Origin of the sequence: Corynebacterium sp. HMSC055D05, from assembly GCF_001810365.1 — a bacterium.
Taxonomy (GTDB): Bacteria; Actinomycetota; Actinomycetes; order Mycobacteriales; family Mycobacteriaceae; genus Corynebacterium; species Corynebacterium coyleae.
Genome location: NZ_KV801024.1, coordinates 248376 through 261156, shown reverse-complemented (window position 1 = coordinate 261156; position 12781 = coordinate 248376). Strand labels below are relative to the sequence as shown.

The following is a 12781-nucleotide window of genomic DNA, read 5'->3' as shown; positions in this document are numbered from 1 at the left end:
CGCTGACTGGGATTAAGTTACACACACCCAAACAACAACACAAATCGCCAGCGTAGAGCGTGTTTTCTAAGCGTCTTTAAATCCTTGTTTTGGGTTAATCACGCCAAAAACGAACAACGCCTGCAAAACCAGGCCGATCAAGAACATCAAACCCGCGATGGCCAGCGCGTATGCGACTTGGGCGGGGTGGGGGTCGTCGATAAGCAATGCGTCTTTGATCGCGAAGAACAGGAGCATTGCAGGAAAAAGACCAAGGCTTGCGCGCCACACCTTCAACGCGGCGCCGAGCACAGCGCTGGCGAAAACCGCCGCGCCCAGAGCAAGAACCACCTGCGGTCCGATTGGCGTGACCAGCAGCAACACCGCCATATAGAGCGCAACCGATGCCAGGGCGGCGCCCCAATACAGCACCAACCAGCGGCGGCGTGGAACGCCGAAACTCGTCATCGACGTCGCCCCGAGAATGCCTGTGCCGGCGCTGCAATAGACCATGGCCCAGACGAGGATTGGCAGGCTCACGAGGAACTGGGCGAGAGGCTCGCTGCTCACCACTCCGGCAAGGTAGAGCAAAAGGCTATGCGCAACCGCGATACCTGCTGCCCACAACAGTTGTGGCTTGAAAATCACCTCGAAGATGAACCCTCCCCGGCCGATTCGGCCACGCACCGCGCGCCGATCCTCGTCGTTAGTCGCCTCGACGTAGCGCGTGCCTATCAGCAGGCCAGCGACCACCGCAAAGAGCGCGCCGAGCAGCCCAACCCAGTCGGGCCGCGCCGCCAGCGCCACGCCAACCCCGCACAACACCGCCGGCACCACCCCAAAGGCCGCAAGTTTCACAGCGCGCGAGCGCGGCACACCGAACGCGGTATAGGCAGTCTCCTCCTGCTGCAACGCGACAAGTACAAGCACCGTGACCATGCTGGGGAGGAATGTGGCAGAAAGCGCACTATCCACAACAAACGGTCCAAACGCCATGACGGCGATCAACGGCACCATCCACAGCAGCCGCTTCAGCGGCGAGGCAACAAACTGGTGGCGAAAGAACCCGAGAAGCGTGGTGTTCATCTACGACACCTCCAGCACGTGCTCGATAAGGTCGTCGAACTTTGCGGCGCGGGCGTGGCGCGGGGCGTCGTCGAGAGGCACAAGCTCCGGTCCCGCCACAGCGAACGCGTCCGCATCCTCCGGAACACATTGCTTTGCGACGACCCCATCACGCCCCAGAATCACCGCACTGTCCAGCACTTTCGCGGCGTCATCGATGTGGTGTGTGGCCATGACGATCGTGCGCTTCGAGTCCGCCTGCGCCAACAGGTGGCGGTAGAAAACCTGGGTGTTGTGGGTGTCGAGGCCGACGTAGGGCTCGTCGAGAAGCAAAAGCTCGGTGCTGGAGGCCAGGCCGATGACGATAGAGACCATGGCACGCTGACCACGGGAGAGTTTCTCGTAACGGGTGCCTAGGGCGGGGTCCAAGGCGAAGTCGGCGATGAGTTGATCTGCGACGGTTTGGTTCCACGTGCGGAAGCGCAGGCGCGCGCCCTTGATCACGTCGGCGGCGGACCACCAGCCGGGGTAGGCGGTATCGACGCCGGTCAGGCACGTGTTGTCCATCACCCGGACGTTGTCGAAGGGGCGCTGCCCGAAGACCTCAACGGTGCCGTCCGTGGGTTTCAGCTGGCCGGCAAGGATGCGCAGCAGGGTGGATTTGCCCACGCCGTTGCGGCCGAGCAAGCCGTGGATACCGGGGCCGAGGTCCAGGTCGACGCCGTTGAGCACGTGCGTGCTGCCGAAGCGATGCGTGAGGCCAGCGGTGTGGATTGTCATCGGTACAGTCCTCTGCTTTCTGCGACGCGGTCGATGAGGTCGTGGAGGTCGGCGCGGGAGTAGCCGAGGTGGACGGCTTCGTCGATAAGCGGTGCGATGTACTGGCCCGCAAACGCCTCGCGGCGAGTGGCCAGGATGCGCTCGCGGGCGCCGTCGGTGACGAACATGCCGAGGCCGCGGCGCTTTTCCAACACGTTGTCGTCGACAAGCAGCGTCAGCCCCTTGCGCGCTGTAGCGGGGTTGATTTCGTGGAACTGCGCCAACTGATTCGTCGATGGGGCCTGATCGCCGGGCTTGAGGGAGCCGTCGACGATGAGGTCCTCCACGAAACTGGCGATCTGCACGAATAACGGCTCCGCATCAGTATTCACGACGCCTCCATTCGCCTCATTGGTTAGTTACTCGAGTAACCAACTAACTAACACGGGTTCAGGTGGAGTGCAACCAAAAAACAGAAAAAGAACATGGAGAACCCGCGCAAAATCAGGCAAGATGGGCCGTGAAAATCAACTTAGCAACGAAAAGAATCGGAATTTAGGAGCCATGCTTGAACGCACACTGGTGTTCGTCGACACGTCTTACCTGCTCGCGAGCTTTTACAATTCGTGGGAAATCGGCGCAAGAGCCCAACTAGAAATCGATCTCCCCGAGGTAGTCAACGCCCTCGGGAACATGATCACCGACCAACTCCATCAACCCATCCATAGGCAACTCTGGTACGACGGCATCCCCGACTCCGGGCCCCACCGCTACCAACGCGCACTGCGCACCTGCGACGGCGTGCAACTCCGCACCGGCCAACTCATCGAATGGGGCGAACGACGCACCCAAAAAGGCGTTGACACCCGCCTCGTCGCCGACCTCGTGGTCAACGGCCTGAGCGAAAAATTCACCGACTTCGTCCTCGTCTCCGGCGACGCAGACATGATCCCCGGCGTCGAAGAAGTCACCCGCACCGGCACCCGCGTACACCTCTACGGATTCGGGTGGGACTCCATGTCCTCCGCACTGCGCCACGCATGCGACAGCACCACCATTCTCGACCCGCGCGAGGACTTCTCCAACGCCATGCGCCTGCAAGTCCTCGAAGGCCCCCTGCCGCCGACCATCCGGGAGCGCCCGCTTAACGACGCCGCGCCCCTCGACGAAGCCGACGGCCCGACCTCCGTCCCAGGCCTTGGCCCCGAGCCGCTCAGCGCCGAATGCGCCAACGCCGAAGCAGAGAAACAGGAAGAGAAGACGGGTGCTGGCGATGGTTCGGGTGCCGGTGCTGATGCCGGTGCTGATGCGTCGCAGGGTTCGGCGGAGGGCTCCAAGACCTCTGAGGCCGAGGCCACCGAAGCCAAGCCTGCTGCACCCGCCTCGTCTGCTGCACCTGCAGCGCCGAAGCCCTCCGACATTGTCGGTGCTCCGGTTGCCCAGCAGCGCACGCACGAACCCGACGAGCCGGAACTCGACGAGCCTTCCGAGGCACAGGTCGAGGCCAACAACGAGTCCAACAAACCCGGCAACAAGCAGGTCTCCAGCGAACAACGCCCGGCTGCCACTCCGGCGCCGACGCCGGCCGCGAAGACAAGCCCTTCGGATACCGACTCGTCCGCCGACTCAACCAAGGCGGAGGATTCCGCGCCGCAGCAGGGCCCGAAGCCGGCACCGAAGCCGTCGATGATGGCGCCGCGCCGCAAGCTTCGCTCCCGCTACGTCCCGCTCCCGGAGGAGGTGTGGACGTCCGCCGGCTTCCAAACCCCCTACGACGTGGGACAACAGTACGCGTCATGGTGGTTTGAAAACGCCGCCACCATGGAGCAGCGCGACAGTGCACATCTGCTGTCGGGTGGCGGTCTGCCACCGGAGATCGACAGGCCACTGCTGCAGTTCGCCTGCGAAACCCTCCACGAGTACACGCTGAGCGAAACCCAGCGCGTCAATCTTCGCGACGGGTTCCACTCCGGCATCCGCGGTGTCCTGATCAACATCCGTCGCAACTAGTCGCTTTACGACGACACCGGGGCCGCCAACCACCTTGCGGCCCCGTTTTTGTGTTGGTTGCCCTGCGCTTCTCTTCTGCTTCCGGCGCCTCCCCGTCTGCCCCCCTTTCTCGAAATAGTTCCCCGCGCGGGAACTTTCTTCGGTTTCCGGCGCCTTCAGGGCGACATTTTCCCAGGTCGGCAGTTCTAGACACCCGTGGTCGGACAAAATAGTTCCCGGATTCAGTGTAAACCCGGGAACTATTTTGCGGCTGCCCCTGGCACTGACAAATATTGCAAAATTTGTCAGGCCGGATTTCTGTCCAGGCCAGATACCGGTGGCTGACAGATTACGGCGGAATGTGTCAGGAAGGGCCTAGCGCTCGGCGTCGGTGTCGGTGTCAGCATCCGACCCAGCGTCGCGGAGGTAGGCCTCGGCGTCGGCGATGGTGTCGTCGGCAGTGCTGGCCTCAGCAGCGTCGGCAACGCCAGTGTCGGCAGTCTCAGCAGAATCGGCAGCGTCCCCCTCGGAGCCGGCTTCGAGCTGGCGGTCGGCTGCGGAAGCAGAAGCACCCGACCCGGCCTCGAGCTCGCCGCCCATGGAGGCACGGATCTCGGCGAGACGGTTGGAGGCGGCCGCATCGGAAGAGCCGGACTCGATTTCGGCGATGCGATCGTTCATGGAGTCCTTCATCAACTCCTGCTGGCCAAGTGCGTTGGCGTAGCGCCGTTCGATTTTGTCGCGTACGCCGTCGAGGGTGGGCACGTCGTCAGTATTGAACTGGTTCATCGTGTCCATGGTGCGGGCCGTGTGCTCCTGCATTTTGGCCTGGTTGAGCTGGGACTCGAGTTGGGAAACCTGGGCCAGTTGCTCCTGCAGGCGGGCCTCGGACTGCTTCTGCTTTTGCTGTGCTTCCTTGGCGGCGTGGTCGGCGGAGGCGTAGGACTGCTTGGTTTGCTCAAGTTCCTGCTCGACGGACACCAGTTGGGTGGCGATGACCTCGGCGGTGGAGTTGAACTGTTGGGCCTTTTCGGTGTCGCCGGCGGCGGTGGCCTTGTCGGCAGCCTGGAGGGCGGTGCGTGCCTTGGCCTGCAGGTCGTCCTGGGACTTAATCAGACGGTCGAGTTTCATCTGCAGCTGGTTGCGGTTGCCGATGATGTTCGCGGCCTGCTGGGTGATGTCTTGGTGCTGCTTCTTCGCGGCTGCGATGGCCTGTTGGATTTGCACCTTCGGGTCGGCATTCTCGTCGATCTTGGTGTCGAAAGACTGCATAAGGTACTTCCAGCCTTTGGTAAACGGGTTCGCCATGGTTGGGTCCTTTCGGTGTTTGTCGGTTTGGGTGCGTCGTCGTTAGGCAAGTGTACGCATGAAAAAAGCGCCCGGCAGGCGGGCGCTTGGTTGCTGAGGTCTAGTTTTCCTCGGTGTTTTGGGCTGCGATCTGACGGCGAACCTCGTCCATATCGAGGGCCTTGACCTGGCTAATCACGTCTTCGAAGGCGGCCGGCGGAAGGGCGCCCGCTTGCTGCCAAATCATGATTCCGTCACGGAATGCCATCAGGGTAGGAATTGCCTGAATTTCAAGTGCGGCTGCGAGCTGCTGGTTCGCCTCGGTGTCGAGTTTGGCAAACGTCACGTCGGTGTGGGTCTCGGATGCCTTTTCGTAGGTTGGGGCGAACTGGCGACAGGGGCCGCACCAGGAGGCCCATGCGTCGACAAAGACGATGCCGTCCTGAGTGACGGTTTGCTCAAACGTGTCCTCAGTTACATCAATGGTGCTCAACGTTTCGCTCCTTATTGCGTTAGGTTATTCTCTTGGACGTTGTGCAAAGTACAACGCGATGAGTTTTGTCGTATTCCAACCCGTGTTGGGCCGCTTTAAGGAGGCGCTCACCAGTCATGACCAAGACCTACAAGATTTCTGGTCCTGATGATGAAGTTGCTGTTGCTTCACTTGCAGATGAACTTTCGATGGTGGAGGGCGCGCATGAGGTGGACATCAATATGGAGGATGGGGTCCTGACGGTTGTCGGGTTCTTGTTCACCGATGAGGATGTCCGGCTGGCGGCGGTGAACGCGGGCTACGATTTACATTTGTAACCGTTTGAAACTGCATGAGGAGGCTGCGATGGCTGAGCGTACGTTCCAGGTTGATGGCATGACCTGCGGACATTGTGAATTGAGCGTGCAGGAAGAGGTCGGCGAGATCGCTGGCGTCACCGGCGTAAAGGCTGATCACAAGTCCGGCAATGTTGTTGTGGAGGGCGAGGGCTACTCCGACGCGGATATTGCTGCTGCTGTTGAGGAAGCGGGCTACAAGCTGGCTTAATCGGGGGATTTTGCCACGGATATATGGTGGGGGCATGACTCAACCTCCTGTGGCACTACAACAGATCGAGCTCGGCGTAACAGGGATGACCTGTTCGTCGTGCTCTTCGCGTATTCAGCGCAAGTTAAACAAGCTCGACGGCGTGGATGCGTCGGTAAATTACTCCACGGAGACTGCGACTGTTTCGTTTGACCCGTCGTCGACGTCGACGCAGTTGCTTATCGACGAAGTCCGCGCCGCCGGCTACGACGCCTTTGAAATGGGTGACGAAAACGGTGGGGAACCTGGTGGGGACGGGGGTTCGTCGACAAGCAATGCTCTCGATGAGGCGCGCGACAATGAAGCGGAGCAGCTGAAGCGCACGACGATTTGGTCGGCGCTGGTGTCGCTGCCGGTGATGCTAGTGAGCATGATTCACGGGCTGCAGTTTCCTAATTGGGAGTTTGCGGCGCTGGCGGCTACGACGCTCGTGTTTTTCGCCGCGGGCAGTGTGTTCCACCGTGCGACGTGGGTGAATCTGAAGCACGGCGCGATGACGATGGACACGCTGATCACGCTGGGTACGTCGGCGGCGTACCTGTGGTCGATTTGGGCGCTGTTTGTTGGTGGCCCTGGTGAGCCGGTGTACCTGGAGACCGCGTGTGTCGTGATCACGTTCCTGCTCTTGGGTAGGTGGTTTGAGACGCGCGCGAAAGGGCAGTCCTCGGAAGCGCTGCGCGAACTGCTGAGCATGGGCGCCAAGGATGCGGCGGTGATCCGCGGGGATAAAGAGGTCCGGGTGCCGATCTCGCAGGTAGTTGTGGGGGATCGTTTCGTGGTTCGCCCTGGTGAGAAGGTGGCCACGGATGGGCGTGTGATCTCGGGGCATTCAGCTATCGACGAATCCATGCTGACCGGCGAGTCCGTCCCGGTGGAGGTCGGCGAGGGCTCGATGGTCACCGGCGCGACCCTGAACACGTCGGGGCGACTGGTGGTGGAGGCCACCCGCGTTGGGTCGGAGACGACGCTGGCGCAGATGGGGCAGCTGGTCAAGGACGCGCAGGCTGGCAAGGCGCCGGTGGAGCGCCTCGTGGACCGGATCTCTCAGGTGTTTGTGCCGACGGTTGTTGTGATTTCCCTGATCACGCTGGTGGGACACCTGTTGGTTGGCCATGCGGTGGAGGACGCGTTCACGGCTGCGGTGGCGGTGCTGATCATCGCGTGCCCGTGCGCGCTGGGCCTGGCCACGCCGACGGCGATCTTGGTGGGTACCGGTCGTGGCGCCCAGATGGGGTTGTTGATTAAGGGCCCGGAGGTGCTCGAATCGACTCGCCAGGTGGACACGGTGGTGATGGATAAGACCGGCACGGTGACTACCGGCCAGATGGGTGTGGCCGAGGTGCTGCCTGGTCCGGGCTACGAAACCGAGGAGGTGCTGCGCCTGGCTGCCGGTGTGGAGGCTGGCTCCGAGCACCCGATCGCACAGGCGATTGTTGAGGCCGCCGACGATGTCCCCGAAGCGACCGGCTTTGAGAATCTTCCAGGCCAGGGCGCTTCCGCGCGTATCGACGACCGCCTTGTCCGCGTCGGCCGCCCCACCGGGGACCTTGGTGCCCTGGCGGATGCGTTCACTGAGGCCGAGCAGCGCGGCGCGACCGCCGTCGCCGTGGAGGTCGACGGTGTTGTGGCCGGTGTGATCGCGGTGCGCGACACGGTGAAGGAGGACTCGCGCGATGCCGTCGCACGCCTGCGCGACTTGGGGATGACCCCTCACCTGCTCACTGGCGACAACCAGGGCGCAGCGGAGGCGGTGGCGGCTGAGGTGGGGATCGATCCCGCAAACGTCACCGCTGGCGTGCTGCCGGAGGACAAGGTCAACGTGGTCAAACGGCTGCAGGACTCGGGTCACCGGGTGGCGATGATCGGCGACGGTGTCAACGACGCCGCCGCCCTCGCCCAAGCGGACCTTGGTATGGCGATGGGAGCCGGCACCGACGTGGCCATTGAGGCGTCCGACATTACGTTGATGCATTCGTCGCTACGTTCCGCCGTGGACGCAATCCGCCTGTCGCGCAAAACGTTGAAGACCATCAAGGGCAACCTGTTCTGGGCGTTCGCCTACAACGTGCTGCTCATTCCGGTGGCTGCGCTGGGCTTCTTGGACCCGATGCTTGCCGGAATTGCGATGGCCTTCTCGTCAGTATTTGTGGTGTCCAACTCGCTGCGCCTGCGCGCGTTCAAGTCGGAATAGTGAAGTGCGACTACCTGCTGAAATACAGTACATGCAACAAGGTGTTCGACTTATTAAGTGAAACATTACGTTCGACTTGATATCTTTTCAGACGAGAGACGCGACGCCGCCGACAACCGATACGCCATCGTCACCGCAGCCAGACAGTTGCTTCTAAGCGAAGGACCGGACGTGTCCATGCGTACCATCGCCAAAGCCGCCAAAGTCGGCGTGGCAACCGTGACGCGCCACTTCCCGGAGCGCACGGACCTGTACGACGCCGTGAGCGAACAAACCTTGAACGACATTGTTCAGATCCTCGACGATCACTCCGTCGAATTCACGGTAGATACGCGAAAGGCTTGGCGCGACACCACCCATGCAATCGGCAACCTAGGGCTTGCGGCTATCGCTCAGGGATCCGCCGAAAAGCGTGCTGCGGAAGTGCGGGAGATCTACGACGGGCTCCTCGCTCCCGCGAAGCGAGCCAAGCTCTGTCCCGCAGACCTGGATCCGTTGGAGTTGCACTTCTCGCTTGGCATTGTGAGCCGACCGCTGCCTGCCCCAGCGCCTGACGTCATCCGCTGGGATAGCATGACGCACAAAATGATCGACACGCTACTCGACGGCTGGGAAGCTCAAGCACACTCAGCTGAATATTAAGTTCCGAGTTTTCGCAGGCCACGGCCTAAACTCCCCCTGCATGAACACTGATCAACAGCTCACGCGCACTGAGCGCCTCGACCGCCTTCCTGTCACCCCGAAACACAAACGCCTGCTTGTCGGCTCCGGCATTGGCTGGGCGCTGGACGCGATGGACATCGGCTTGGTGTCGTTCATCATCGCAGCACTCGCCATCCACTGGGATCTAGACAAGACCACGACGAGTTGGATCGCGTCGGTTGGGTTTATCGGTATGGCGATCGGCGCGTCGCTCGGCGGGTTGCTCGCCGACAAGATCGGACGCCGCCAGGTGTTCGCCGCGACGCTGCTGCTCTACGGGTTGGCCACGGGCGCGTCGGCGCTGGCGTGGTCGGTCGCGTCGCTGATCGTGTTCCGCTTCCTGGTGGGCTTGGGCCTCGGCGCGGAACTTCCCGTTGCGTCCACACTGGTCAGCGAGTTTTCTCCACGTAAGGTGCGCGGGCGCATGGTGGTGCTGCTCGAAGCGTTTTGGGCGGTGGGTTGGATTCTGGCGGCGGTGATCGGCACGTTTGTCGTCGCTAATGGCGAGACCGGTTGGCGCTGGGGCTTCGCCATCGGCGCGCTACCCGCCCTGTACGCGATCGTGGTGCGCCTGGGCCTGCCGGAATCGGTGCGCTTCCTGGAATCCAAGGGCCGCCACGACGAGGCTGAGGAGATCGTGCGTTCCTTCGAGGCTGAGGCCGACCCCGCCAACTACGACACCACTGTCCCTGCACAGGAGGAGCCGATCCAAGGTGGCATCTGGGGCGCTGCTTTGCGACGACGCACCGCCGCCTTCTGGACCGTCTGGTTCTGCGTGTCGCTGTCCTACTACGGCGCCTTCATCTGGATCCCATCCCTGCTGGTGGAGCAGGGTTTCTCGCTCGTGCGGTCATTCACGTTCACGCTGATTATCACGCTTGCGCAGTTGCCGGGCTACGCGGTTGCCGCCTGGCTCATCGAGGTCTGGGGGCGCAGGACGACCCTGTCCGTGTTCCTCGCAGGGTCTGCGGTCTCCGCGTTCGGCTTCGGCATGGCGAGTGCCGAGTGGCAGATCATCCTCGCGGGCTGCCTGCTGTCGTTCTTCAATCTCGGCGCATGGGGCGCGTTGTACGCGATCGGCCCGGAGCTCTACCCCACCGCGATCCGCGCGACCGGCACCGGCGCGGGTGCCGCGTTCGGCCGCATCGGTTCGATCCTCGCCCCGCTCGTGGTCCCGCCGGTGCTGGCGTTCGGCGGCTCGACCGCAGTGTTCGGCGTGTTTGCCGCAGCGTTCCTGCTGGCGTGCGTCGCTGCGTTTACGTTGCCGGAGCAAAAGGGAGTTGCGCTTGCCTAGCGACGACACCACGTACCATCGCACTCATCCCCCGTTCCCGTGTTAAGGATTGCCATGCGTCGCGTACTCGCCCCCTTGTCTCTGCTGACCGCCTTGTTGCTCGCCGGTTGCGCGGGTGGGACCGGCGAGCCGGAGACCATCGTGGTCACGTCGACCGAAGTCGTCGACGCACCGGCACCTGAATCGGCGCCGGAGGAGGAGCCCGCACCGGCGCCGGAACCTGAGGCTGCACCAGCACCAGAGCAGCCCGCTGCCCCGCTAGCCGGAGCGTTCGAACTCGACCCGGCGTACAAAGGTCAGGTCGGCGGCAAGTGCGGCATGACACCCGACGGCGCGAAGATTTCCGTCGGCGACACCACCTCCTGCGATCTCGCGGCAGCGGCCTACCCGCATGCGATTAATGCAACGTGGGCCTGGAGCAACAAGCCGAACGTGACGTCCGTGCCGTTCACGAATATCTCCGGTGTGGTCAGCCCCATCACCGGCGGTGCGTACGACCTGCGCTGCGCTGTCGGATCTTCAGGGCAGACGATGAGCTGCTACGGCCCGGACAACGACCCGTACATGACCTACGAGCTCGAGATGACCACAACGTGGCACCCGCGCATCAACATCGTTGGGGAGTACCCACACAACTAACTAACCGTGCGCCATGTTGACGAAGCGCGAGTAGTGCAGCTGGTGCGCCACCGGGATGGTGTCAATCGGGCCGCCACGGTGCTTGGCCACGATGATGTCGGCTTCGCCGGCGCGCTCGTCGTCACGATCCTGTGAGTCCGGGCGGTACAGCAGGAACACCATGTCGGCGTCCTGCTCCAGCGAGCCCGACTCACGCAGGTCAGCCAACTGCGGGCGCTTGTCGGTACGTGCTTCGGGGCCACGGTTGAGCTGCGAAATCGCAATGACCGGCACCTCGAGCTCCTTGGCCAACAGCTTGAGGTGGCGGGAGAACTCCGAGACCTCCTGCTGGCGGGACTCAACGCGCTTGCCGGAGCTCATCAGCTGCAGGTAGTCCACCACAACCAGGTCCAGGCCGTGCTGCTGCTTGAGGCGGCGTGCCTTGGAGCGAATCTCCATCATGGTGAGGTTCGGGGAGTCGTCGATAAATAGCGGCGCATCCTGGATCTCCGTGAGGCGCTTGGTCAGCTTCTCCCAGTCGCGCTCCTCCATCTGGCCGGAACGCATTGCGGAGAGCTTGATCTCCGTCTCGGCGGAGAGCATGCGCATGATGATCTCGGAGGCACTCATTTCCAGCGAGAAGATCACGCTGGTTTTGCCCTGGTGGATCGAGCAGGAGCGCATGAAGTCCAGCGCTAGTGTCGACTTACCCACACCAGGACGTGCTGCGATGATGATCATCTGGCCGGCGTGAAGGCCGTTGGTGAGCTTGTCTAGGTCGATAAACCCAGTCGGCACACCAGCTTCGAGGGCGCCGCCGGATGCGATCATGGTCAGCTCGTCGATAGTTGGCTTGAGCAATTCCGAGAGCGGACGGTAATCCTCGCCCACGTTATTGCGGGAAATGGAGAACACCTTCTGCTGCGCATGGTCGACGAGCGCTTCGATCTCCATGCCCTCTTCGCCCTCGTAGCCCAACTGGACCACCTGGGTGCCGGCGTTAACCAGCTGGCGCAGGATCGACTTCTCTTCGACGATCTCCGCGTAGTAGCCGGCGTTCGCCGACGTCGGCACCTCAGAGATCAGCGTGTGCAGATACGGGGCGCCACCGACGCGCTCCAGTTCGTTGAGACGGTCCAAGCGTGCCGCGACAATGAGCACGTCGACGGAGCTTCCCTGGGAGAACAGGTCCAGAATCGCCTGGTAGATAAGCTGGTGCGCCGGGTGGTAAAAGTCATCCGGCCGCAGCCCGTCGGCCACGTCCAGGATCACGTCCGGGTTGAGCAGCATTGCGCCGAGGACGGAACGCTCCGCGCGCTCGTCGTGGGGTGGGGTGCGGTACTCCTGCTGGACGTCACCACGGTTGTTGCCGTACTTGTTGTAGCGCTTCTGGCCACCCTTGCCGTTGCCACCGAAGTTATCGCCGCCGGCGAAGCGGTTGGAGCCGCCAGTGTTTTGTTCGAAGTCGGCGAAGTCCCCAAAGTCGCCGTAGTCCGCTACCGGCTCCGGTGGTGGTACGTAGTCGTCGAAGCTGTCGTTCGCACCCATGTTTTCCCCTTTCACTGTGGCTATGACACTACCCTCTCCTCCGACATTTTCTAGACCCACCAGACGAGTTATCCACAGGGGCTGTGAAATCTTTCGACATTGTGCGGGTAGTTATTCACAAGTCATCCACCCAGCTTGTGGAGAACTTGTGTACAGCGACACCAAACCCGCAGGAACTTATCCCAAACGCGCAGGTCAAACGCTATTCATCCAAACCCCACGCTCCGGGTGTAGCCGGGGGATAACTTCTCACCACGGGGTTTGACAAAGC

13 protein-coding genes are annotated in these 12781 nt (G+C 62.3%); 7 read left to right on the top strand and 6 right to left on the bottom strand.

The window, feature by feature from the left end:
- Positions 1-66: 66 nt before the first annotated feature.
- From HMPREF2734_RS01185 to HMPREF2734_RS01175, 3 genes are read right to left on the bottom strand one after another with little or no spacing between them, the layout of a single operon-like run.
- Positions 67-1065, bottom strand: a complete 999-nt coding sequence (locus HMPREF2734_RS01185; RefSeq protein WP_070568447.1) for a hypothetical protein — start codon at positions 1063-1065, stop codon at positions 67-69.
- Entirely contained in the window at positions 1066-1824 is a 759-nt protein-coding gene (locus HMPREF2734_RS01180) for an ATP-binding cassette domain-containing protein (protein ID WP_070568444.1), read from the bottom strand.
- Positions 1821-2195 carry a GntR family transcriptional regulator gene (locus HMPREF2734_RS01175; protein ID WP_070568441.1) on the bottom strand — a complete coding sequence of 125 codons (375 nt, stop codon included), beginning with the start codon at positions 2193-2195 and terminating at the stop codon, positions 1821-1823. Before HMPREF2734_RS01175 ends, HMPREF2734_RS01180 begins: the two co-directional genes overlap by 4 nt.
- A 172-nt stretch (positions 2196-2367) precedes the next feature.
- Between HMPREF2734_RS01175 and HMPREF2734_RS01170 the strand changes: the two genes are divergently transcribed.
- Entirely contained in the window at positions 2368-3813 is a 1446-nt protein-coding gene (locus HMPREF2734_RS01170; protein WP_070568438.1) for an NYN domain-containing protein, read from the top strand.
- Positions 3814-4167: 354 nt separating this feature from the next.
- Here the strand turns inward: HMPREF2734_RS01170 and HMPREF2734_RS01165 are convergent, their stop codons facing one another.
- Both HMPREF2734_RS01165 and trxA read right to left on the bottom strand, forming a co-directional pair.
- Positions 4168-5100 carry a PspA/IM30 family protein gene (locus HMPREF2734_RS01165; protein ID WP_070568435.1) on the bottom strand — a complete coding sequence of 311 codons (933 nt, stop codon included), beginning with the start codon at positions 5098-5100 and terminating at the stop codon, positions 4168-4170.
- Between the two features lie 100 nt (positions 5101-5200).
- Positions 5201-5572 carry a thioredoxin gene (gene trxA / locus HMPREF2734_RS01160; RefSeq protein WP_070568433.1) on the bottom strand — a complete coding sequence of 124 codons (372 nt, stop codon included), beginning with the start codon at positions 5570-5572 and terminating at the stop codon, positions 5201-5203.
- Between the two features lie 116 nt (positions 5573-5688).
- On the opposite strand from trxA, the gene HMPREF2734_RS01155 reads away from it, so the two are divergent.
- Genes HMPREF2734_RS01155 through HMPREF2734_RS01130 form a run of 6 tightly spaced genes read left to right on the top strand, consistent with a single transcriptional unit; the run spans position 5689 to position 10983 of the window.
- Positions 5689-5889 carry a hypothetical protein gene (locus tag HMPREF2734_RS01155; RefSeq protein ID WP_070422039.1) on the top strand — a complete coding sequence of 67 codons (201 nt, stop codon included), beginning with the start codon at positions 5689-5691 and terminating at the stop codon, positions 5887-5889.
- Positions 5890-5917: 28 nt separating this feature from the next.
- The gene (locus HMPREF2734_RS01150) at positions 5918-6118 is read left to right on the top strand and encodes a heavy-metal-associated domain-containing protein (RefSeq protein WP_070422040.1); all 201 of its coding nucleotides are present in this window, start codon (positions 5918-5920) and stop codon (positions 6116-6118) included.
- Between the two features lie 34 nt (positions 6119-6152).
- Positions 6153-8348, top strand: coding sequence for a heavy metal translocating P-type ATPase (locus HMPREF2734_RS01145; protein WP_070568430.1), 2196 nt, complete (start codon positions 6153-6155; stop codon positions 8346-8348).
- A 57-nt stretch (positions 8349-8405) separates the two neighbouring features.
- On the top strand, positions 8406-8990 hold the full coding sequence (locus HMPREF2734_RS01140) for a TetR/AcrR family transcriptional regulator (RefSeq protein ID WP_083308005.1): 585 nt from the start codon (positions 8406-8408) through the stop codon (positions 8988-8990).
- 40 nt (positions 8991-9030) lie between these two features.
- Entirely contained in the window at positions 9031-10344 is a 1314-nt protein-coding gene (locus HMPREF2734_RS01135) for an MFS transporter (protein WP_070484985.1), read from the top strand.
- A gap of 54 nt (positions 10345-10398) precedes the next feature.
- A complete protein-coding gene (locus HMPREF2734_RS01130) occupies positions 10399-10983 on the top strand; it encodes a hypothetical protein (RefSeq protein ID WP_070568427.1) in 585 nt (194 codons plus the stop codon).
- Here HMPREF2734_RS01130 and dnaB read toward each other — a convergent pair whose 3' ends face one another.
- Positions 10984-12510, bottom strand: coding sequence for a replicative DNA helicase (gene dnaB / locus HMPREF2734_RS01125; RefSeq protein ID WP_070450684.1), 1527 nt, complete (start codon positions 12508-12510; stop codon positions 10984-10986).
- Between the last annotated feature and the right edge of the window lie 271 nt (positions 12511-12781).